Consider the following 21,921-nt stretch of genomic DNA (forward strand, 5'->3'; position numbering starts at 1 on the left):
GGTTCGGGAGTGCTTCTGACTCCTACATTCCCGAACCTGGTCATCACCTGTGGTGGTGGCATCCCCGTGGAAGTTGGCGCGGGGTCGGTCTGACTCCTACATCACCCGACCCCGTCGCCCTCCAACTCATCCAACCCAACTTGCACTTGGGAGGACTCGTCGTGTCCAAGTCTAGCCCCCGCCGGTTCGCCGGCAGGTCAACCGGAACGGTGACGGTCATCGAGGCCAAGGTCCACCGTTCCTCCGCACGTAACGCCCGCATGGCGTTCATCCTCACGGCGGTCATCGTCGGCCTCCTCGCGGCCGTGGTGGCCGCCTCCTCCATTCACCCGATCCTCGCCGTCATCGTCGGCGCGCTGATCGGCGTCCCGACCGGCGGCCTCGTCTGGCTGCTCGTCCGGATCTGGCCGGTGATCCGGCTGCTGTGGTGGTGGACCCCGGAAACCATCCTCGGCGTCGTGCTGCTCACCGCGTGGGTGCAGCTCGCCAACCACACCCCAACCGTGGTGACCCTGATCGTGGTCGCCCTGGTCGTCGGCGTTCCCGCCGCCATCCGCCCGGTCCGCCGTCAGGTCGTCGCCTGGGGTTGGTGTCTGGTGGTGAGGCATCGGCTGCGGGTGTGTTTCGCGCAGTTCATCATCGCCAACCAGTCCGGTTCGCTGCCGCTGATCCTCTGGGCACGCCCGACACCGGTTGGTGAACGGGTCTGGGTCTACCTGCGGCCCGGCCTGTCCGCCAAGGACCTGGAAGGTCGCCTCGACAAGATCGCGGTCACCTGCCACGCCTCCACCGTGCTCATCGAGCGCGCTTCGGAGAACAACGCCGCCTACCTGCGGTTCGACATCAAACGCCGGGAGGTGCTCACCGCCCACGTCGGTTCACCCCTGGTCGACGTGATCGACCCGACCGCGCCCGTCTCGGCATCGCCGCTGACGGTCCCCACCGCCCTGGACCTGCCGGACATCGACATGCCGACGGTCACCCTCCCGACCCAGGGCAAGCCCGCCGGCAAGAAGCCGGCCGCCACCACGACTGCCAACGGCAGCAAGCCCGCGGCTTCGTCCGCGTCGTCCGTCGAGGACGACGACACCTCCGACTGGATCTGACCCCAACCCAACCCGGACGCGAGGAGCCATGGCGGCTCGTTCGTGTGGCTCCTCGCGCCCACAACGCCCAGGAGGGCAATCTCATGACCACCACGATTCCCACCACCGCTGAAGCGGTGCCGGTGGGTCCTGGCCTGTCGATGTTCGACCCGATCTTCATCGGGATCGACGAGTTCGGCCAACCCGTCTACCTCGACGTCATCTACCGCAACCTGCTCACCGCAGGCGAACCCGGCGGCGGCAAGTCCGGCCTCATCAACAACATCTGCGGCCACGCCGCCCTGTGCGACAACACCCGCCTCGTGCTCTTCGACGCCAAACTCGTCGAACTCGGCCCCTGGCGCGACCTCGCCGACGCGTTCATCGGCCCCGACATCGACCAGGGCATTGACGTCCTGCGTCGCCTCCTGGTCGTGGCCACCAACCGCTACGCCTGGCTCCTGGCAAACCGGCGCCGCAAGCTCGCCGACGGCGACGGCATGTCCGTCATCGTCACCATCATCGACGAACTCGCCATGTTCTCCACCGTCCTCGGCACCAAGGCACAACAGGAAGAGTTCTCCACCCTCCTGCGAGGGCTCGTCTCCCTCGGCCGCGCCTGCGGCATGCCCGTCGTCGCCGCCACCCAGCGCCCATCGTGGGACATCATCCCCGCCAGCCTGCGGGACCTGTTCGGCTACCGCGCCGCGTTCCGCTGCACCTCGCTGAACAGCTCGAACATCATCCTCGGTCAGGGCTGGGCCGAGCAGGGCTACACCGCCTCCGACATCAGCCCCACCAACCAGGGCGCGGCTTACCTCCTGGCCGAAGGCGGCGTTCCCCGCCGCATCAAGGCCGCCTACCTCACCGACACCGACATCTACAACATCGCCGACTACGCCGCCTGGACCCGCCGCCCCACGATCAGCACCCCGACGGTCAACCCCACCGAATGGGAGATGGCGGCATGACCACGCGCGAACGCGCCTACGCCAAGGCCAACAACCAGCGGGCCGCCCAGTTCACCGAACTGTGGATCGTCGGCCGTCCCGAGGACATCGCCGTCATGGTCCGCGCCGCCTCGGCCAGCGGCCGACTCGTCTACCTGTCCCCGCCGACCCCGATGGGCGGCGACGACACCCGCCACCGCCGCTACCTGCGGCTGCGCACTCACTAATCGGCCGACAGGACCGGATCTGCCTCGCAAGCTCGCCGGTCCTGCCGACCTCCTACCAAGCCCTTCTGAAAGGACGTGGTTGCCATGAAGGCTACCCAGAACCCACCCACCGCAGCACCGGTCACACCGGCCGCTCTGCTGCGGATGGCTGCCCTCTACCTGCGCCGGCACGGCTGGCACCAGGGCACCTACTACGCCAACTCCACCGAGACCCTCACCCCGCCGGCCTGCGCCGCCGGGGCCATCGGCATCGCCTGCGCCGGACACACCGTCGAGCACTTCTCCCAGCTCGACCCCGACGCCCTCGCCGACTACCTCGCCGCCCTGGGCGCGTTCGTCGACTACCTCGACACCACCGCCCCGGTCTTCCTCATCGACGAGGACGGCTACCTGCTCGATGAGCACACCTCCCCGTACTCGTGGAACGACGATCCGGCCCGCACCGCCGAGCAGGTCATCACCGCCCTTACGGCGGCTGCCACCGAATGGGACTCCCTCCACATCACGGGGGACGAGAACCGATGAGCGCCGTCAAGCGTCCCTTGACGCCTTCCGTTCCTCGACAGAAGCGCCGGGATGTCGTCGAGAACGACGAGTTCGCCGGCTTCGCTCGGCGCATCATCCGCGCCCACGGCCGCCGCGTCGCCACCGGCGATGTGGAAGCACTCCGTGACCTCATCACCCTGTCGTCGGTCATTGACGACGCGATCGGTGAGGCCGTGATCGGCCTGCGCGCGTTCGGCTACTCCTGGGCCGAAATCGGCTCCCGCCTCGGCATCTCCCGCCAAGCCGCTCAACAGCGCTGGGGAGACAAGCCATGACTGATCTCCGCGCCGTCGACCTGGACAACCTGGCCGACCGGACCGGCATTCGGGTCGAGTTCTACGACCCGCTCGGCACCCGCTACGGGTTCCCCACCTTCCCCTACCGCTGCGCCCCTGCCGGCCTGGCCACCGTGCGTCAACTCCGCGCCGCTGGCCTTCGTCCTGGAGGACATGACCCGGTCGCGCAGATCTATTGGCGGCACCGCACCAACCGGCGGGTCGCGTACCTCTACCGCACCGACCTCGCCGCACCCAAACGCACCGCCACGCCTGCCCAGCGGGAAGCCATCGCTAAAGCCCTGCTCGCTCGCCGGACCTGCCGGACCTGCGAGCAGGTGAAGCCCTACTACATCCCCCGCCGCTACGGCTGCTGCCTCGACTGCCACGGAGGCCACTAATGGCTGTCCTGATCACCTTCGCCGTCATCCTGCTCATCGGCATCGCCATGGCCTACATGGGCGGCATCCGATGAACCGCGAACCAGCCGCCACCCGCTTGGAGGGCCTGGTCCTGGTCCTCATCCTTATCGCCGTCGGCGGCTCCGCCGGGGCCGCGTCGTTCACCCACGTCCACGACTGGACCATGGCCAACAGCCCCGCCAACACCCCGGGCTGGTTCGGCTGGGCCAACGCCGTCATCTCCGAACTCGTCCCAATCGCCGCCCTGCTCACCATCCGCCGACGCCGCCGCACCGGCGCACCCATCGGCTACCCGATGGTCCTGCTCCTCGCCGCCGCTGGCCTGTCACTGGCCGCGCAACTCGCCGTTGCCAAACCCGGCCCGTCCGGGTGGCTCCTCTCGGCGGTTCCCGCGCTGGCGTTCATGGCCCTGGTCAAACTCGTCCTTGCTCCGGCGACGACCCCGACCGCCGACACCACTCCGGCTACTCCGCCCGCCGTCGACACCCCGCCGACATCTGAGCCGGTCGTCGATACCCCACAGGCAACAGTCCCGGCCGCCATCACGGCACCCGCCTTCACCCCGATCCCGGCCGCCCGACCCGAGGTCCCGGCGCACCTGATGCCTACCGCCCGATTCGTCATCGGACGCCACGAACAGAGCACCGGCCGACCCATCACCACCGACGAACTCGCCAGCCTGCTCTCGGTCACCCCGGACATCGCCCGGGAACTGCTGCACACCATCACCGGCCACACCCCGGCCGTCAACGGCACCCCCGTCACAGGTGGTGCCCGATGACCATCCACGTCGTCGACATCGACTACACCTTCCACACCTGCCCGGCCTTCGCCGAGCCACACCCCTACGACACCCGACGCACCGTCATCCACGTCATCCCCGGCGGACCCTGCCGGAACCCGGTCACCATCCGCTGCGGCGACACGACCGCCACCATCGCCTGTCACCGGCACGAACCGGCCGACCGCCAGTGCGGCGCCTGCCGCATCATCGTCACCCAACACACCATCACCAACCGGCACCTCACTGAGGCTGCCTGATGGATTCGACGCTGGACCTCACACCCCGCGCTTCGGCCCGGGGTGTGGGCTCGAACGCCGACACCACCAGTCCCTACGTCGGCTACACCGCCGCCGGCTCCGCGTTCACCCGCGCCCAGCAACCGGACTACTTCGGGTGGCTGGAACACGTCCGCGCTGCCGCCGCCTGCACCCGCCCGATCCGGCTGGCCGGGCAGCTGCTCACCGTGGAGCCCACCACCGGCCGGCTCCTCGACGCCCGGCACACCGACGCCATGCCCGACGCCGCGATCTACAAGGCGTGCGGCAACCGCCGCGCGACGGTCTGTCCCGCCTGCGCACAGACCTACCAACGCGACGCCTTCCAACTCCTACGAGCTGGCCTCGTCGGCGGCAAAGGCATCCCCGACACCGTCGCCGCGCACCCGGCGGTGTTCGCCACGTTCACCGCACCGTCCTTCGGCACCGTGCACAACCGGTCGGTCAAAAGGCACACCTGCGTCAACCGCAAACGCTGCGACTGCCGGGCAGAACCATGCCACGCCCGCCGCGCCACCGACCCCACCGCCGGGCTCTGCGCCCACAACCGCCCGGCTGTCTGCTGGGCACGCCACGAGACCGGCGACACGGTGATCGGGCGGCCGTTGTGCCTGGACTGCTACGACCACGACCACCAGGTCGTGTGGAACCTGTTCTCCGGCAAGCTGTGGCACCGCACCAAGCAAGCCGCGGAACGCCACCTCGCCCACCTCGCCCGCCAGCGCGGCATCCCCCGCGTCGAGCTGGTCACCCCCTCCGGAAAGGTCCGCAAGGTCGCTCCGGTCCGGCTCTCACCCGGGAAGGTCGCCGAACTCCAAGCTCGGGCAGCGGTGCACTTTCACGCCATCGCCCGCCTCGACGGTGTCAACCCCGCCGACCCCGACGCAATCGTTCCGCCGCCGCCCGGGTTCTCCGTCGACGACCTCATCGACGCGCTGCGCCACGCCGCCGCGCAGATTGCCTACACCACCCCACCGCACCCCGACCGGCCCGAGGGCTGGCCCATCGTCTGGGGCGAGCAACTCGACCTGGAGCCCATCACCACCAGCGGGACGGGAGAAGTCACCGACAGCCTCGTCGCCGGCTACCTTGCCAAGTACGCCACCAAAAGCACCGAGGTAACCGGGCACCACTCCGTCAGGCTCGACGCCGATTCGATCGGCGACTACGCCGACCCCGACGGCGACCACATCGCCCGCCTCATCGACGCCTGCTGGCGCATCGGCCGACCGGTCGGCACACCCGTTCCGCTCTCACAACGACCCCGGGACCACCGGCCTGCGCCAGGCTTCGTGAAGCGCTGGGAGTGCCCCGACTGCGGCACCCACACCCGCTACGCCGCCTGCCCCGTCTGCATCGCCGCGCGTCAAGCCGCCCTTGACGCCGAACCCACGAAGCCAGCCACGGGCAACCCCTACGCCCGGCTGCGGCGATGGGCACACATGCTCGGCTACGGCGGCCACTTCCTCACCAAAGCCCGCCGCTACTCCGTCACCTTCCAACTCCTGCGCGACACCCGCGTCAGCTTCCGCCGACACGAGCACGAGGACCAGGCCGACGAGCAACCCGGCACCCTGCGCGCTGTCGACCACCTCGACGAGGACGACACGACGCTCATCGTCGGCACCCTCACCTTCGCCGGCGTCGGCTGGCACACCACCGGAGACGCGCTGCTCGCCAACACCGCCGCCGCCATGGCACGAGAGCGACGAACCACCGGCCGCGAAGAACTCGCCCACGAACTCAACACCACCCCCGCCGGCACCGTGCCGGCTGCCGCTTGACCCCTCGACTACGGGAGACGACATGACCACCGCACAACCGCTCAAGCTCTGGACCGTCGAAGACGTATCGGCCTACCTCGGCGTCCCGGTCCAGACCCTCTACACGTGGCGTAAGCGCCGGATAGGTCCGCCCGCCGGCCGCGTCGGTCGGCATCTGCGCTACGACCCGGAGGCGGTCCGGGCCTGGTTCGAGCAGCAAGCCGCAGCCTGAGGGGAGGAACGTCGTTGGCTCACGTCGAAGATCGCTGGTACAAGGTCGTTGTCCGCCCGGAGGGCAAGTCGGAACGGGTCAAGACCCCTCTTCATGGGAAGGGGCTCCGTTACCGGGTTCGGTATATCGCGCCGGATGGCCGGGAGCGGTCGAAGTCGTTCCCGGACAAGGAGAAACGGGCCGCCGAGGCATTTCTCGTGTCGGTGGAGTCGGACAAGCTGCGGGGCACCTATATTGACCCAGCCGCCGGGAAGCTGACGTTTCGTCAGTATGCCGAGCAGTGGTTGGCCGCACAGACCTTCGACGAGTCGACCCGGGAAGCAACAGAGCGGCGGCTACGCCGGCACATTCTCCCGTTCCTCGGTAGCCGATCCCTCGCCGCGATCCTGCCGACTCACCTGCGCGAGCTGGACCGCTCACTACAGCAACTCGGCTTGGCGGCCACATACCGCGTCGTTGCCTACAGCAATGTCGCCACGATCCTCAACGCGGCTGTCGACGACGGTCGGATCGCTCGCAACCCATGCCATGCGAAGACTGTCCGGCCACCGAAGGTGCCGCCTCGCAAGGTGGTGCCCTGGTCCCGGGAACAGGTGCTCGGCATCCGCGCCGGCCTGCCGGCGCGCTACCGTGTGGCCGTCGATTTGGGCGCGGGCTGCGGACTTCGTCAAGGTGAAGTTCTGGCCCTGGCCGTGGAAGACATCGACTTCCTTCGGGGCACCCTGCATGTCGTCCGTCAGTTGAAGATCGTGGGTAGCCGGCTCGTCTACGCGCTGCCCAAAGGTCGCAAGACGCGAGACATCCCGTTGCCCGCATCGGTGGGGACAGCCCTTACCAGTCACCTGGAGGCGTTCCCTCCAGTGCCGGTGACGCTGCCGTGGGAGGTACCCGGCGGTCCTCCGGTCACGGTCAACCTGGTCGTCCACGGGCGCACAAACGTCGCCATGGACCGGCACACGTTCAACCGGGACTCCTGGCATCCCGCGTTGGCGGCTGCCGGGATTCAGTCGTCGCGGGCCACCGGGATGCACGCGCTGCGGCACTTCTACGCCTCCGTTCTTCTCGACGCTGGGGAGAGCGTCAAGGCGCTGTCGGAGTACCTGGGCCACGCCGACCCGGGCTTCACCCTACGCACGTACACGCACTTGATGCCGGCCAGCGAGGACCGCACACGGCGTGCTGTGGACAAGGTGTTCGGGTCGCCCTCGGACGGCCTGGCGACGGCCTAGCAGCGATCATGGCTGCGTTTTGACTGGTGGCGGGCGGTATCACTCCAGTTCACCAACTACCGGTAACGGGAAGCGGCGGGGCCGGCCACGTTCCGTCGGCCTGCCCTGCACCCTCGCTGATCAGGCTGAGCCGGCGGTGAGTCCCTCGACGACGAGAGCCTGGACACCACGGAGCACGGCCGCCTCCTGCTCGTGCCCCACGCTGGCGGCGACAGCGGCCCAGTGCGCGGCGCACTCGGCGGCCAGCGCCCAGTCTCCGCGGGACAGCTGGGCGACGATCTCCTCGTCGTCCGGCGGCCAGTCGCGGGAGCGGGCGACGTCGGGCACCCAGTGGGCGATCTGGTCCCATCCTGCTCTGCGGATCCCGCTCGCCGCTGAGACGGTCTGGCGAGGATCGCCGTTCTCGGCCGCGACGCTGATCTCGCTGTCGAGCGCTCCGTCCAGGTGGCGCCACTGACGCGTGGTCATGCGCAGGCTGACCACCTTCTCCGGCTGGTCCATCCAGCCATCATCGTCGAACTCGGTCCGCGTCGGGCTCCCCGCTCAGCGCTGCGGCGGCAGCCACGTCAGCGGACGACGGTGTACCAGTGCGCGGTCTCGCCCGGGATGGGCGTCAACCGCACCCGCTCGCCGCCCGGGTCGTCGAACATGTGCACCCCGTCGCCGAGCAGCACCGGTGCGAAGAAGATCAGGATCTCGTCGAGCAGGCCGGCCCGGAGGCACTGCTTGGCGACGTCCGCGCCGAGGACGTTCACGTACTTGTCGCCGGCGGCCTCCTTGGCCTGGGCGACGGCGCTGTGCAGGTCGCCGACGAACGTGATGTCTGCGGGTGGGTCGGCGGGCGGTTGGTGGGTCAGCACGACCACCGGTCCGTGGTACCGGCCGCCGAACGCGCCCTCGCTGTCGGTGCCACGGTTCGGGTCGTCGCCGCCGAAGGTGCGGTTGCCGGCCAGGATGGCGCCGACGTTGGCCAGGACGCGGTCCGCGGTCGGGTTGTCGATCGTGAGGTGCTCGGTCAGCCAGGACATGTCGCCGCCCGGCCCGGCGATGTAGCCGTCGAGCGACGCGGTCGCGGAGTAGAGCAGCTTGGCCATTGTTCCCCCTGTCGAAGGTCAGTCTGGGACACATCCGACCTTGGCAGAAGGCACCGACAACCGCCGGAACCGCGGGAGAGGGGTCAGACCGGGACGGGGTCTTCGGCGCGTACCGCCGAGGCTTCTGCCCGGGCGATGGGCCCGGCGGGCAGCGCGGCGACCGCGGCCCCGACGGCCACCGCCACCCCGGCGAAGACGAAGGCCCACGGCACGCCCCCGGCGTAGTCCACGATCAGGCCGGCCACCGCGCCGCCGGCGGCGCTCGCCCCCACGGCAACCGTGACGACCCAGGTGTACGCCTCGTTCAGCATGCCGGCCGGGGCGATCCGGCCGACCAGGGTGTTCTCCAGAGTCAGTGCCGGCGCGATGGTGGCCCCACCGACGACCAGGGCCACGCCCAGCGCGAGCGGCGTGGGCATCACCGCGAACACCACGAAGGTGCCGGCCAGCGCGGCGAGCAGCAGGGCGAACTGGCGGGTCATGTTCGGCGCCGGCCTGCGGACGCCGAACCAGAAGCCGCCGATCGCGCTGCCGACCCCCCAGACCGCCAGCAGCAGCCCGGCCAGGCTCTCCGGGTCGTCGGTGGTGGCGTTGCCGGCGTACGCCGGAACGATCACACCGGCGGCGCCGAAGGCGATGCCCAGCCCGGCCACGCAGACCAGCAGGGCCGGAAAGCCGCCGACCCGCAGCGGGCCGAGCCCACGGGCGTGGTGTTCGCGCGGGTGCGGACGCCACCCGCGCATCACGCGACCGAGGGCGACGGCGGTGGTGCCCACCAGGGTGACGACCGCTGCCCCGATCAGCGCGGCGGCCGCGTCGGCGACCAGCACGAAGCCGGCAACGAGCAGCGGGCCGAGCACGAACACGATCTCGAACAGGGAGGTCTCCGCGGCCAGGGCGGTGTTGCGCAGGGCGTACCGGCCGGAGGCGGGGCTCGTCAGTTCATTCCAGGCGCCGCGGATGGCGGCGGTGAGCGGCGGGTACGTCGCACCGGCGACGCCGGCTGTCAGGTAGATGGCGGCGAGGGCGTCGTCGCCCAGGCGGCTGGCCAGCAGCAGACCGATGAGCGCCAGCGGGTGGGCCACGGCGGTGACGAGCAGCACCGGGCTCGGGCCGACCCGGTCGGCGATCCGCCCGGCCACCGGGCTGAGCGCGGCGCCGGCGACGGCGTAGATGCCGCCGGCGACGGCGGCCAGCGCGTACCGGCCGGTCATCTGCTCGACCACCAGCAGCAGCGCCAGTGGCGTCATACCGATGCCGAGTCGCCCGATGATGCCGGTGATCAGCAGGATCGGCGCACCGGGGATCCGCCAGACACCCAGGTACTGGCGCAGTGCGGCCACGGGGTACACCTCCGCTGGGACAGGTAACGGGTAGAAGCCCTGTCGACCCTAACTCCCGAGCTCAGGCCGTGGACGGTCGATCCGCTCACACCAGCACGGAGGTCGGGACTGACCGAGCGGTCACAAAGGGGGTAGGTTGCTGATCGAATTGGGTCCATACGCCGGCACCGCACGATGAGGCAGGAGGTCCGATGTCGGGGACTACCACCGCACCTCTGCGAGTCGAGATCTATTCCCTGTACGGCGACGCCAGACCCAGTGAAGCCGCCTCGCCCAGCCTGCGCGGCTCCCTGCCCGCCCGGGCCGTCCAACAGTGCCCGCCGGTCGCCGCCGCCTCGGGACTCGGCTGGTACGTCTACCCGCCAGCCGACTTCGCGCTGCGTTGGGACGGGCAGGACACCGAGTGGACCCTGCTGACGGAGAACGAGCCGACCCAGTGGCGTTCGCTCGCCGGCGGTTACGACGGGAAGCTGCCCGACGCGGCCGACCAGTTGCAGGCGGCGCCGGAGCAGTTCCGCGGCGACCTGGACATCTTCGACAGGTACGGCGCCAGCATCCCGTTCCTCGACGCCGACCCGCGCGCCGCCAACACAGTCGAGCTGGTCACCGGCGTTGTCGCGCGTACCTCCCCGGGCTGGTGCCTCATGGCCCGGAGCGCGCCGAACTGGCCCGCCCAGCGCGGCCTCCAGCTGTACGAGGGCGTAGTGGAGACCGACTGGTACACCTCGCTGCTGCCCACCATCCTGCGACTCACCGAGGCGGGGCAGGTGGTGCGCTTCTACCGGAACATCCCTCTCATGTGCCTGCAACCTGTGCACCGTTCGACGCTGGAGGCCTTCCGCAACGCCGAACTCGTCACGGGGGAAGGGCTGCCGGCGTGGCCGGAGGACGTCTGGTCGGACTTCGTGGCGCTGCGCCGCCGCCGCCAGGACCCGGAGATCCGCAGCAGCTACCGCCGGGAACAGTCCCGCCGGGTCCGGGAGAACGCCAACTATCAGCCGATCGGGGTAACGGAAGCGGACCAGCCAACCTGATGCCCACAACCGACGAGCAGCTCACGCCGCCCCCCGGTTACCGGGCACTGTTCCGGCATCCGGTCGCCTCGCGACTGGTCATCGCCCGGGGCATCTCGGAGCTGGGGGACTTCATAGGCTTGGCCGCACTGCTGCTGCTCGCCTACGACCAGACGAACTCCGTCCTCGGGCCAGCCGCGGTCTACGCCGCCCGCACCCTGCCCGCCCTGCTGGTCGCCACTGTCTTCAGCGGCTGGCTGGACGTTCCGGCCCGGCGTACCCTGCTGGTCTGGCTGTCAGTCGCCGGCGCGGCGCTGATCGCCGTGCCCGCGGTGGTCCCCCAGCCGGTCCCGGCAATCGTGGCGGCCGGCCTGCTCGGTGCCGTACGGGCCGCGTACGCGAGTGTCAACGTGGCCGTCGCCGCCGAGGCGGTGGACGCTCCGCTGCGGCTGCCGTTGTTCGGCCTCAGCGCCTTCGCCAACCAGTCGGGCCAGGTGGTCGGCCTGCTCGCGGGCGCAAGCCTGACCGTGGCCCTCGGATCCCGGGTGGCGCTCCTGGTCGACCTCGCCTCGTTCCTGATCGCCGCGGTCGTCCTGGCCGGACTGCCGAAGCGCCCCCACCGGGTACGCGGCAGGCGTCCACCGGCGACGGCGGGCATCCGGATCATCGCCGGCCATCCCGTGCTGCGGGGCGTCGCCCTGCTCACCCTGGCCACGGTGTTGTCCGGCGCGCTGCCGGAGACCCTCGCTCCCGACCTGGCCGCCGGGGCGTGGCGTCCCGCAGTGCTGGCGGCGTCGGCGCTGGGCGGGGCGGTCTTCGTCCTGGTGGTGGGCCGGTCCGGCTGGCTGGGTCGGCTGGCCGGCCAGGTGGCGGTCGCCGCGATGCTGGCCGGCGCGCTGCTGCTGACCGGTGTGCTGGTAGCCGTCGACGCGCCGCTGTGGGCGCTGACCGTGGGCAACGCGTTGATCGGCGCGGGCGGCGGCTGGTTGATCGGGGCGCAGGCCACGTTCGCCCGGATGGCCCCTCCGGAACGGATGGGGCAGGTCGAGGCGACGATCGTCGCGGCGAACATCGTCACCTCGGGGATCGGCATCTTCCTGCTGGGGAGCGTGGCCGCCGTGCTCTCGCCCGCCGCGTCGTACCTCACCGCGGCCGTGGTCCTGCTCGCCGTCGTGCTGCTGACCCGTCCGGACCGGCTGCCCGCACCGGAGTGACCCGGAGACGACTCCACCCGCGTCCGTGCGGGGACGCGGGTGGAGTACGGCGTGCGGCGGGTCAGCGCTGGAACTGCACCGGCCCCGAGTTGGCGGCCATCCGCTCCAGCCGGGCGACCCGGTCCTCCATCTTGGGGTGGGTGGAGAAGAGGGCGGCCACCGCACCACCGGCGAACGGGTTGGCGATCATCAGGTGGGCGGTGCTGGTGAGCGTGCCCTGGGCGGGCAGCGGGCGTCGCCGGGCCACCGCGTCGATCTTGCGCAGGGCGCTGGCCAGGGCCAGCGGGTCCCGGCTCAGCTCGGCGCCCGACTGGTCGGCCTGGAACTCACGGCTGCGGCTGATCGCCAGCTGGATCACGGTGGCCGCGATCGGGCCGAGGATCAGGGTCAGCAGCAGGACGGCCGGGTTGGGCGAGTCCTCGTCGTCCCCACCGCCCAGCGGGATGAACCAGGCGATGTTGGCCAGGAAGGTGATGATGCCGGCCAGACCGGCGGCCACGCTGGAGATCAGGATGTCCCGGTTGTAGACGTGGGACAGCTCGTGCCCGATCACACCCCGAAGCTCCCGGTAATCCAGGATCTCGGTGATGCCCTGGGTCACGCAGACCGCCGCGTGCTGCGGGTTACGCCCGGTGGCGAACGCGTTGGGCTGGGCGGTCGGGCTGACGTACAGGCGCGGCATGGGCTGCCGGGCCTCGGTCGCCAGTTCGCGCACCATCCGGTACAGCTCGGGGAACTGCGCCTCGCTGACCGGTTGCGCCCGCATCGAGCGCAGCGCGAGCTTGTCGGAGTAGAAGTAGGAAATGCCGTTCATGACCAGTGAGATGAGGACGGCGATGACCAGGCCGCCACTGCCGCCGAACCAGTAGCCCACCGCGAGGATCAGGGCGGTGAGCAGACCGAGCAGCGCGGCGGTCTTCAGACGGTTGTGGTGCACGATCTCTCCTTCGGTGCACGGATCGCCGGGATCCGCTGACCGGTTCAACAACCCGGTACCCGTCAACCATCCGTCTCAACGCTGAGAATTGACTGAGACTGGAGTTGCAGGTCAGCGGGCGGCGAGATCCAGAACCAGCTGCGGGGCGAAGCCGAGCACCACGGCGGTCACCGTGGCCACCGCCAGCACCGCCGCCACCACACCCCCCAGCGGCACGGTCGGAGCCGCGCCACCCGACGTCGCCGTCGGCGCCCACAGCGCGGCCGTGACCCGCAGGTAGTACGCCAGGCCGATCACCGCGTTCAGCGCCACCACAAGCGCCAGCCAGGCCGCGCCGCCGTCCAGCAGCGACCGGACCACTGTCACCTTCGCGAACAGCCCGGCCAGGCCCGGCGGCAACCCGGCCAGACCCACCAGCGCGAGACCGAGCGCCGCGCCCCGCCACGGGTGTCGGCGGGCCGCCCCGCGCAGGTCGTCAAGCGTGCCGCCGTCCGCACCCACCGGGCGCAGCGCGGTCACCCCGGCGAACGCGGCCAACTCCAACACCACGAAGAAGACGGTGTACGCCACGGCGGCGGCGTACGCGGCGGACCGCGCCTCGCCCGTGCGGCCGGCGGCCAGCGCCAACGCGCCCAGCGGGGCCAGGATGTAACCGGCCTGCGCCACCGAGGACCAGGCGAGCAGCCGGACGGTACGCCGCTGACGCAGCGCCACCAGGTTGCCGACGGTCATCGTGAGCACGGCCAGCAGGGCGAGCACCGGGCCGGTCTGGTCCGCCGGCAGCGCCCGCTGCACCACGGCCAGCAACGCGACGAGGCCACCCAGCTTCGACGCCGTCGACAGGTACGCGGCCACCGGCAGCGGGGCGCCGTCGTAGGTGGCCGGCGCCCAGGCGTGGAACGGCACCGCCGCCACCTTGAAGGCCAGCCCGAGCAGCAGCAGCGCCCCGGCGGCGCTGGTCAGCGGCAGGTCGCGCAGCTCCGACCGCTCGGCCAGCAGAGCACCGAGCCGATCGAGGTGCAGCGAACCGGTCACCGCGTACAGCAGCGCCGCGCCGAGCAGGGTGACAGTGGTGGCCACCACGCTCACGACGAAGAACGTCACCGCAGCCTCGGCGCTGGCCAGGCTGCCCCGCCGCAGGCCGACCAGCACGTACAGCGGCAGGGTCAGTGTCTCCAGGGCCACGATCAGGGTAATCAGGTCGCCGGCCGCGCCGAGCACCACACCGCCGGTCATCGAGCAGGCGAGCAGGAAGGCGTACTCCCCCACCGGCGACCGCCCGGCCCGCAGCGCCGGCACCGACAGCCCGAGCACACCGAGGGTGAGCAGCGCCACCACGGCGGCGACCACTGCCGCCCGCCCGCCGAAGACCCAGGAGCAGTCGCCGCCGACGCAGAAGGTGCGCCGCTCGCCGCCCGCGCCGACCACCGCGGCGCCGACCGCGGTGGCGAGCGCGCCGAGCGCGGCCACCGCGACAGTGGCCCGAGGTCGCGCCACCACAAGATCAATGATCAGCACGAGTACGGCGGTGCCGGCCGCCAGGTACGCCGGCAGCAACGCCACGCTGTCCACGCTCTGCACGGCGCTCATCAGGGCCTGCCTTCGTTCGCGTCCACCCGCTGCGCCGCGCTCACCGGGAGATCACCCCGATCAGGGCGTCGACGGGCGCCTCGGCGACGCCGAGGACCAGCGCCGGAACCAGGCCGATGGCCAGCGCGAGCAGCACCAGCGGCGCCCACGCGGTCAGCTCCGCGCCGGCCAGACCGGCCCCGACCCGACCCACCGCGGGGCTCGGCCGGCCGTGGGTGACCTGGCGCAACAACCGCAGGAAGTACGCCGCCGTGAGCGCGCCACCGACCGCCGCCAGCACCCCGAGGGTGATCCACAGCGGACCGCCCACCTGGAGCGCCGCGACCACCGCGAACGCCTCCCCCCAGAAGCCGGCCAGCCCGGGCAGGCCGAGCGACGCGATCGCCGCGAACGCCAGCAGGCCCGCCAGCCGGGGCGCGGTCTCCCGCAGCCCGGACAGCTCGGCGAGCGCACCCGTGCCGGTACGGTCCTTCACGGCACCCGCGAGGAAGAACAGCAGGCCGGTGATCACACCGTGCGCGACGTTGCCGATCAGGGCCGCCTGGATGCCGGTGGCGGTCAGCGTGGCGACGCCCAGCAGGACGAAACCCATGTGCCCCACGCTGGAGTACGCGATGAGCCGCTTCACGTCGGACTGGGCGAGGCAGACCAGCGAACCGATCAGGATCGCGGCGACCGCCAGCACCCCGAGCACCGGGGCAGCCCAGCGGGCGCCCTCGGGCGCCACCCCCACCGCCACCCGGATCAGCCCGTACGTGCCCATCTTGAGCAGCACACCCGCCAGCACGACGCTGCCCACCGTCGGGGCCTGCGTGTGCGCGTCGGGCAGCCAGGAGTGCAGCGGCCAGAGTGGGCTCTTCACCGCGAACGCGAGCGCGAGCAGCGTGAACGCCGTCAACTGGGTGCCCCGGGACAGCCCGCCCCCACCGGTCAACGCGACCACGTCGGCGGTGCCCGCCGCGGCGACCACGACATACACGCCGACCAGCAGCAGCACCGACCCGAAGAGGGTGTAGAGCGCGAACTTGCGGGCCGCCCGCCGCCGGTCCGCGCCACCCCAGCCGGCGATGATCGCGTACATCGGCAGCAGGACGACCTCGAAGAAGAGGAAGAACAGCACCAGGTCCAGGGCGAGGAACGTGCCGAGGATGCCCACCTCGACCACCAGCAGCAGGGCCACCAACGCCCGGCCGCTGCCGCCGTCCGGCACCCGCCACACCGTGTACGCGCAGCAGAGCAGGGTCAGCAGCGCGGTCAGCACCACCAGCGGCCAGGAGATGCCGTCGACGCCGAGGTGGAAGCGCAGATCCAGGCCGGGCACCCAGGGCAGGTCCACCTGGTGCCACGGACGCACCGCGGGCGTACCGGCCGACCAGGCGAACCACCCGCGCCCACCGAACACCAGCGGCACGGCGGCCAGCAGGGTCAGCGCCGCAGCGATCGTCCCGATGATCCGTGCGGCCCGGTCCCGGGGCGTCGCCGCCACCGCGACCGCGCCCACCGCCGGCACCACCAGCACGGCGACCAGCAGAACCTGCCCAAACGTCATCGGGTAACTCCCAGCACGGCGGCGGCCAGGCCGATCAGCAGGGCGCCGGCCAGCACACCGGCGGCGGCTCGGGGCAGCGCCGCCCGGTGCAGCGCGGCGAGCCCGGCGCCCAGGCCGGAGGCGGCCCGGCCGCTGCCCTCGACGGCGCCGTCGACCACCACCTCGTCGCCGCTGCGCGCGAGGCGGGCCAGCGCCCGGACGGGGCGTACGACAAGGGTGTGCTGGACGTCGTCGAGCCGGAACGCGCGGGCGAAGACCGGCCGCAGCGGACCCAGCGCGGTCGCGGGATCGGCGGCCCGGTCGCGCTGCCAGCGCACCCACACCAACCCCGCGCCGACCGCCAGCAGAGCCAGCGGCAGCAGCAGCGCCGGACCGACGTGGACCAGGCCGTCCTCCGCGCCGGCGACCGGCACGGTCGCGAACCGCAGCCGGTCGGCGAACGCGCCCACGAACCCGGCCAGGCCGAGCAGCGCGGCCGGCACGGCCAACAGCAGCACCGGCCACCGCAGCACCGCCGGCGGATCGTGCGGCGTGACCAGCGGCAGCCGGGGCTCGCCGAAGAAGGCCCGCAGCAGCAGCCGGCCCGCGTACCAGGCGGTGATCGCCACACCGAGCAACCCGGCCAGCCAGACCAACCAACCCACCCACGACGGCGCCGGCCCGGTGCCCTCCAGCGCGGCCGACTCGGCGACCGTCAACACGCCGTCCTTGCTCCAGAAGCCGGCCAGCGGCGGCACACCGGCGAGGGCCCCCAGGCCGATCACGGTGCACCAGAACGTCACAGGCATGCTGCGCCGCAGACCACCCATCTCCGACATCAGCGTGGTGCCCACGGCGTGGATCACCGCGCCGGCGGCGAGGAACAGCAACGCCTTGAACGCGGCGTGGGTGAGCAGGTGGAACAGCGCCGCCGACGGTGAGCCGACGGCCAGCGCGCCGGTCATGTAGCCGAGCTGGGACACGGTCGACCAGGCCAGCACCCGCTTGATGTCGTCCTGGGCGGTGGCGGCGAGCGCCCCGAGCAGCAGGGTGATCGCGCCGAGCACCCCGAGCACCGTCAACGTGACCGGAGCCGCCGTGAACAGCGGGTAGAGGCGGGTCACCGCGTACACCCCGGCGGCCACCATCGTCGCGGCGTGGATCAGCGCGGAGATCGGCGTCGGGCCGGCCATCGCGTCCGGCAACCAGGTGTGCAGCGGGAACTGCGCGCTCTTGCCCGCCACCCCGGCCAGCAGCAACAGGCCGGCGGCGGTCAGCGTCGCGCCGGAGTGGTCGTGCGCGAGCACGTCGGCGATCCGGAAGCTGCCCGTCGACACGCCGAGCACCGCGATGCCGAGCAGGAAGCCGACGTCACCCACCCGGGTCACCAGGAACGCCTTCATCGCGGCGGCCGGTGCGCCCGCGAGCCGGCGGTCGTGGGCGATGAGCAGGTACGAGCAGAGGCCCATCACCTCCCAGCCGACCAGCAGCATGATCAGGTCGCCGGAGACCACCACGAGCAGCATCGCGCCGGTGAAGAGGCTGATCTGGGCGGCGTACGGCGGGTAGCGGTGGTCGACGTCGACGTCGTCGTGGGGGCCGCGCCGCAGATAGCCGATCGAGTAGACCTGCACGGCCAGGGCTACCGCGGCGACCGCGACGGCGACCAGCGCGGCCGCGCCGTCCAGGCGTACGCCGAGGGTCACCCGCAGCCCGCCGATGTCGACCCAGGTCGTCGACGTCTGTGTCGGACCGTCGACCGTCACCAGCAGGGCGACGGCCAACGCCAGCGCGCCGGCGGCCCCGGCGACGCCGATCGTCACGGCCGCCGTGCGGGCCCGGTCACCGCCGGCCGCACCCCCCGGGTGACGCGGGGCCGGCGGCAGCAGCAGACCGAGCAGGCCGGCAACCAGCGGTACGGCGGGCAGCGCCGCCCCGAGCAGCCCGGTCACCGAGCCGCCTCCGCGCTCTGGCCGACGGGCCGCGCGGGCACCGGCGGCTCGGTCAACGCCACGTCATCCACCGCCACTGTGGCCCGCAGGCGGTAGAGCTGAAGGACGATCGCCAGCCCCACCCCGATCTCCGCGGCGGCGAGCACGATGACGAACAGCGCGAAGACCTGACCGGAGTGCGGCAGCACCGCGCGGACCGTGGTGTCCGCCGTGACCAGGATGAGGTTCACCGCGTTGAGCATCAACTCGACAGCCATCAGCACCAGCACGGCGTTGCGTCGGCGCAGCACGCCGTACACGCCGAGGCCGAACAGCAGCGCCGCGGTGACGTACGGGATGACGGGCCTCACCGACGCCCCCCGGAGGTCAAGCTCCCCGCCGACGCCTCGGCGTCGTCGCCGCGCCGGCCGATGTCCGGACGGGACAGCACCACCGCGCCCACCAGGGCGGACAGCAAGAGTACGGACAGCACCTCGAACGGCAGCACCCAGGAGGTGAAGATCTGCTCGCCCAGCCGCTCGGCCGTGCCCGCGCCGGGCATCGTGACGGTGCTCCAGCGGTACGCGTCGACCAGCAGGACGCTCAACCCCAGGCCGGCGCCGCCACCGATCAGCGCGGCGGGCCAGCCGGGCCGGTCCAGATCGTCGGAGGCTCCGATCGGGGCCCGCGTCAGCATCACCGCGAACAACAGCAGCACCACCACCGCGCCCACATAGATCAGCACCTGCACCCAGGCGACCAGCTCGGCGCCGAGCACCAGATAGTCGCCGGCCAACGCGCCCAGGCAGACCACCAGGTAGAGCCCTGCCCGGACCAGCTGCTTCGTGGTCACCACCAGCACGCCGGCGCCCACCGCGACCGCGCCCAGGGCGAGCAGCAGCAGATCCGCGCCGGTCACCGGGCCGCCCTTTCGCCGGGTCGGGCCGTCACCACGTGTCCCGTCACGACGTGTCCCCTCACGACGCGGGACCCGGGTCGGCGTCGGGGCGTACCGCGGGTGGGATCGAACGCGCGGCCTTGCGGGCCGCCGCGGTCTCCTCCTTGGCCGGCTCGCCGTTCGGGTCGTGCGCCGGCGGGGGTGGAACCGTGGCCATCCACTGACCGAGGTGGTCCTTGTCGTGCAGCAGGTCCTTGATGTCGTACTCGGCGTACTCGAACTCGGGAGACCAGTAGAGCGCGTCGAACGGGCAGACCTCGATGCAGATGCCGCAGTACATGCAGAGCGAGAAGTCGATGTCGAACTTGTCGAGCACGTTGCGCTGGCGGGGGCGGGCGGCGCCGGGCACCGCCACCTCCTCCTTGTGGGAATCGATGTAGATGCACCAGTCCGGGCACTCGCGGGCGCACAGCATGCAGACCGTGCAGTTCTCCTCCGACAGCGCGATCACTCCGCGCGAGCGCGGCGGCAGCTCGGGGGCGACGTCCGGGTACTGCTGCGTGGTCGAGCGGCTGGTCATCGTCTTGAGGGTGACCGCCAGCCCCTTGACCAGGCCCGCGCCGGGCAGGCCGCGCTCGGTGGCGCCGCCCGCCGGATCGCCGTGCTCGCTGGAGTCGGTCATGTGGACCATCCTGCCCTGTGGCCCCGGCGCGCGCGACCACCACCCACAGGTCCACGGCGGTACGGTGGTCGCGGGGACGCCATGAACGAGGTGTACGCCGAGACGGGGCGGTGGACGAAGTTCGTCGACACCGGCGAACCGTTCCCGATCAACCTGCCGATCAGCCGGATCACGCCCCGGGTCCGTTGACGACCGTCGGTGGGAGCATCTCGACGCCGAACTGCTGGAGCAGCTGGAACAGTTCGTTGCAGCTCCACACCTCGACGATCCGGCCCGCCGTGTCGAAGCGCAGGAACGTCGCCCCGGAGTAGCTGACGACCTGGCCGGTCGGCGGCACCGGCCCGAACTGCCCGGCGTGGGTGCCGGCCGCCCGCCAGTGCACGGCCACCCGCTCGCCGGCGGCGACCACGTCGACGATCTTATAGCGCAGGTCCGGGAAGGCCGCCCGCCGCTCGCGGTGCCAGGCCAGTGTCGCCTCCGGGCCGGTCCCACCCAGGCCGGGGCACTCCTCGGCGATCAACTCGTGGGCCGACTCCTCCCGGCGGGCGTTCCACACGTCGGCGATGAAGCGCCGGGCCGCCGCCTCCACATCCGTCATGCCGGCAGGGTATCCGGGCGGGCCGGCCCCGAGCCGGGCCAGGTTGAGTCGCACCGCACGGCCGGACCGAAGATCCGCGAGGATGAGACGGAGGCGGCAACAGACCGGAGGATGACGTGGGCGAGGAAACAGGCGGGAAGTACGTCGAGCCGGGTGGCGAGTTCACCCGGGACCAGCGGTACATCGCCACCCGGATCACCGCGGACGGGCGGGACGGCTACCCGGTCGAGCCGGGCCGGTACCGGCTGGCGGTCAGCCGAGCCTGCCCGTGGGCCAACCGCCTGATCATCGTGCGACGGCTGCTCGGCCTGGAGGACGCCATCTCGATGGCGGTGGCCGGCCCGACCCACGACGCCCGGAGCTGGACCTTCGACCTCGACCCGGGTGGGCGGGACCCGGTGCTCGGCATCGAGCGCCTCCAGGAGGCGTTCTTCAAACGCTTCCCCGACTACGACCGCGGCATCACCGTGCCGGCGATGATCGACGTGCCGACCGGGCAGGTGGTGACCAACGACTACGCGCAGATGAGCCTGGACCTGTCCACCCAGTGGACCGCGTACCACCGCGACGGCGCCCCCCAGCTCTATCCCGAGCACCTGCGGGAGCAGATCGACGAGGTCAACGACGTGGTGTTCCGCGACGTCAACAACGGCGTCTACCGGTGCGGCTTCGCGGGCAGCCAGGAGGCGTACGACAAGGCGTACCACCGGTTGTTCGACCGGCTGGACTGGTTGACCGAGCGGCTGACCGACCAGCGGTACCTGGTCGGTGACACCATCACCGAGGCCGACGTGCGGCTGTTCACCACGCTGGTCCGCTTCGACCCGGTCTATCACGGCCACTTCAAGTGCAACCGGCAGAAGCTGAGCGAGATGCCGGTGCTGTGGGCGTACGCCCGGGACCTGTTCCAGACCCCTGGCTTCGGCGACACCATCGACTTCGACCACATCAAGCGGCACTACTACGAGGTGCACCGCGACATCAACCCGACCGGAATCGTGCCGCTCGGCCCCGACCTGTCCAACTGGGTCACCCCGCACGGCCGCGAAGCGCTCGGCGGCCGCCCCTTCGGCGACGGCACCCCGCCCCCACCCCCCGCCGAGCCGGTCGACCCGGCGCACACCCCGCTGCGCTGACCCCTCCCGCCCCGGCCGCAGTCCCGCGCGGGCGGCCGGCCTCGTCGATCATGGACTTGTGGTGCCCGATTGGGGGAATAGACAGGCGTTTTGTCACCCACCACAACTCCATGATCGACGCGGCGGGGGCGGGCGGCGGGCAGCCGGGCGCGGCGGGCGGCGGGCAGCC

The 21,921-nt window shown here is 71.5% G+C and carries 24 protein-coding genes and 1 pseudogene; 14 read left to right on the top strand and 11 right to left on the bottom strand.

All coding sequences use genetic code 11. The annotated features are described in order from the left end of the window. Window positions 1-209 precede the first annotated feature (209 nt). The 11 genes from B0E54_RS12230 to B0E54_RS12280 all read left to right on the top strand — a co-directional run bounded on the left by B0E54_RS12230 (window position 210) and on the right by B0E54_RS12280 (window position 7,788). The gene (locus tag B0E54_RS12230; RefSeq protein WP_234583481.1) at window positions 210-1,106 is read left to right on the top strand and encodes a hypothetical protein; all 897 of its coding nucleotides are present in this window, start codon (window positions 210-212) and stop codon (window positions 1,104-1,106) included. 83 nt (window positions 1,107-1,189) lie between these two features. Then, complete coding sequence (locus B0E54_RS12235) at window positions 1,190-2,056, top strand: FtsK/SpoIIIE domain-containing protein (protein ID WP_234583456.1); 867 nt, start codon at window positions 1,190-1,192, stop codon at window positions 2,054-2,056. Beyond that, window positions 2,053-2,262, top strand: a complete 210-nt coding sequence (locus B0E54_RS12240; RefSeq protein ID WP_234581989.1) for a hypothetical protein — start codon at window positions 2,053-2,055, stop codon at window positions 2,260-2,262. The genes B0E54_RS12235 and B0E54_RS12240 overlap by 4 nt, the downstream gene beginning before the upstream one ends. Window positions 2,263-2,346: 84 nt before the next feature. After that, window positions 2,347-2,787 (top strand): hypothetical protein, encoded by a 441-nt coding sequence (locus B0E54_RS12245; protein WP_234583457.1) that lies wholly within the window; start codon window positions 2,347-2,349, stop codon window positions 2,785-2,787. Continuing rightward, window positions 2,784-3,083 carry a hypothetical protein gene (locus tag B0E54_RS12250; RefSeq protein ID WP_234583458.1) on the top strand — a complete coding sequence of 100 codons (300 nt, stop codon included), beginning with the start codon at window positions 2,784-2,786 and terminating at the stop codon, window positions 3,081-3,083. Before B0E54_RS12245 ends, B0E54_RS12250 begins: the two co-directional genes overlap by 4 nt. Next, window positions 3,080-3,484 (top strand): RRQRL motif-containing zinc-binding protein, encoded by a 405-nt coding sequence (locus B0E54_RS12255; protein ID WP_374109265.1) that lies wholly within the window; start codon window positions 3,080-3,082, stop codon window positions 3,482-3,484. The genes B0E54_RS12250 and B0E54_RS12255 overlap by 4 nt, the downstream gene beginning before the upstream one ends. Before the next feature lie 70 nt (window positions 3,485-3,554). Next, entirely contained in the window at window positions 3,555-4,286 is a 732-nt protein-coding gene (locus tag B0E54_RS12260) for a hypothetical protein (RefSeq protein WP_234583459.1), read from the top strand. Beyond that, a complete protein-coding gene (locus B0E54_RS12265; protein WP_234583460.1) occupies window positions 4,283-4,546 on the top strand; it encodes a hypothetical protein in 264 nt (87 codons plus the stop codon). The genes B0E54_RS12260 and B0E54_RS12265 overlap by 4 nt, the downstream gene beginning before the upstream one ends. Then, window positions 4,546-6,348, top strand: a complete 1,803-nt coding sequence (locus B0E54_RS12270) for a replication initiator (protein ID WP_234583461.1) — start codon at window positions 4,546-4,548, stop codon at window positions 6,346-6,348. The genes B0E54_RS12265 and B0E54_RS12270 overlap by 1 nt, the downstream gene beginning before the upstream one ends. Before the next feature lie 22 nt (window positions 6,349-6,370). After that, window positions 6,371-6,559, top strand: a complete 189-nt coding sequence (locus tag B0E54_RS12275; RefSeq protein WP_234583462.1) for a helix-turn-helix domain-containing protein — start codon at window positions 6,371-6,373, stop codon at window positions 6,557-6,559. Between the two features lie 14 nt (window positions 6,560-6,573). Next, window positions 6,574-7,788, top strand: coding sequence for a site-specific integrase (locus tag B0E54_RS12280; protein ID WP_234583463.1), 1,215 nt, complete (start codon window positions 6,574-6,576; stop codon window positions 7,786-7,788). Window positions 7,789-7,908: 120 nt separating this feature from the next. Here the strand turns inward: B0E54_RS12280 and B0E54_RS12285 are convergent, their stop codons facing one another. From B0E54_RS12285 to B0E54_RS12295, 3 genes are all read right to left on the bottom strand, one after another. Further along, a complete protein-coding gene (locus tag B0E54_RS12285; RefSeq protein WP_234583464.1) occupies window positions 7,909-8,289 on the bottom strand; it encodes a hypothetical protein in 381 nt (126 codons plus the stop codon). Window positions 8,290-8,354: 65 nt separating this feature from the next. Continuing rightward, the gene (locus B0E54_RS12290; protein WP_234583465.1) at window positions 8,355-8,882 is read right to left on the bottom strand and encodes a dihydrofolate reductase family protein; all 528 of its coding nucleotides are present in this window, start codon (window positions 8,880-8,882) and stop codon (window positions 8,355-8,357) included. 83 nt (window positions 8,883-8,965) lie between these two features. Further along, window positions 8,966-10,225 (bottom strand): MFS transporter, encoded by a 1,260-nt coding sequence (locus tag B0E54_RS12295; RefSeq protein ID WP_234583466.1) that lies wholly within the window; start codon window positions 10,223-10,225, stop codon window positions 8,966-8,968. A gap of 191 nt (window positions 10,226-10,416) precedes the next feature. On the opposite strand from B0E54_RS12295, the gene B0E54_RS12300 reads away from it, so the two are divergent. Together B0E54_RS12300 and B0E54_RS12305 are read left to right on the top strand one after the other, a co-directional pair. Beyond that, window positions 10,417-11,259: a DUF6065 family protein gene (locus B0E54_RS12300; RefSeq protein WP_234583467.1), complete on the top strand. Its 843-nt coding sequence runs from the start codon at window positions 10,417-10,419 to the stop codon at window positions 11,257-11,259. After that, entirely contained in the window at window positions 11,259-12,452 is a 1,194-nt protein-coding gene (locus B0E54_RS12305; protein ID WP_234583468.1) for a hypothetical protein, read from the top strand. The genes B0E54_RS12300 and B0E54_RS12305 overlap by 1 nt, the downstream gene beginning before the upstream one ends. 61 nt (window positions 12,453-12,513) lie before the next feature. Here the strand turns inward: B0E54_RS12305 and htpX are convergent, their stop codons facing one another. From htpX to B0E54_RS12345, 8 genes and pseudogenes are all read right to left on the bottom strand, one after another. Beyond that, entirely contained in the window at window positions 12,514-13,389 is an 876-nt protein-coding gene (gene htpX / locus B0E54_RS12310; RefSeq protein ID WP_234583469.1) for a zinc metalloprotease HtpX, read from the bottom strand. A gap of 111 nt (window positions 13,390-13,500) precedes the next feature. Continuing rightward, window positions 13,501-14,979 carry an NADH-quinone oxidoreductase subunit N gene (locus B0E54_RS12315; protein WP_234583470.1) on the bottom strand — a complete coding sequence of 493 codons (1,479 nt, stop codon included), beginning with the start codon at window positions 14,977-14,979 and terminating at the stop codon, window positions 13,501-13,503. Window positions 14,980-15,019: 40 nt separating this feature from the next. After that, the gene (locus tag B0E54_RS12320) at window positions 15,020-16,528 is read right to left on the bottom strand and encodes a NuoM family protein (protein ID WP_234583471.1); all 1,509 of its coding nucleotides are present in this window, start codon (window positions 16,526-16,528) and stop codon (window positions 15,020-15,022) included. Further along, a complete protein-coding gene (locus tag B0E54_RS12325) occupies window positions 16,525-18,459 on the bottom strand; it encodes an NADH-quinone oxidoreductase subunit L (RefSeq protein WP_234583472.1) in 1,935 nt (644 codons plus the stop codon). The genes B0E54_RS12320 and B0E54_RS12325 overlap by 4 nt, the downstream gene beginning before the upstream one ends. Then, a complete protein-coding gene (gene nuoK, locus B0E54_RS12330) occupies window positions 18,456-18,809 on the bottom strand; it encodes an NADH-quinone oxidoreductase subunit NuoK (RefSeq protein ID WP_234583473.1) in 354 nt (117 codons plus the stop codon). Before nuoK ends, B0E54_RS12325 begins: the two co-directional genes overlap by 4 nt. After that, the gene (locus B0E54_RS12335; RefSeq protein ID WP_234583474.1) at window positions 18,806-19,357 is read right to left on the bottom strand and encodes an NADH-quinone oxidoreductase subunit J; all 552 of its coding nucleotides are present in this window, start codon (window positions 19,355-19,357) and stop codon (window positions 18,806-18,808) included. The genes nuoK and B0E54_RS12335 overlap by 4 nt, the downstream gene beginning before the upstream one ends. A gap of 15 nt (window positions 19,358-19,372) precedes the next feature. After that, window positions 19,373-20,027, bottom strand: a pseudogene (locus B0E54_RS12340) (NADH-quinone oxidoreductase subunit I); the annotation flags it as partial. Between the two features lie 160 nt (window positions 20,028-20,187). Continuing rightward, window positions 20,188-20,616, bottom strand: a complete 429-nt coding sequence (locus B0E54_RS12345) for an ester cyclase (RefSeq protein WP_234583475.1) — start codon at window positions 20,614-20,616, stop codon at window positions 20,188-20,190. Between the two features lie 116 nt (window positions 20,617-20,732). Between B0E54_RS12345 and B0E54_RS12350 the strand changes: the two genes are divergently transcribed. Further along, window positions 20,733-21,752 carry a glutathione S-transferase family protein gene (locus tag B0E54_RS12350; protein WP_234583476.1) on the top strand — a complete coding sequence of 340 codons (1,020 nt, stop codon included), beginning with the start codon at window positions 20,733-20,735 and terminating at the stop codon, window positions 21,750-21,752. Window positions 21,753-21,921 lie beyond the last annotated feature (169 nt).

Source organism: Micromonospora sp. MH99 (genome assembly GCF_021442385.1).
Lineage (GTDB): Bacteria > Actinomycetota > Actinomycetes > Mycobacteriales > Micromonosporaceae > Micromonospora.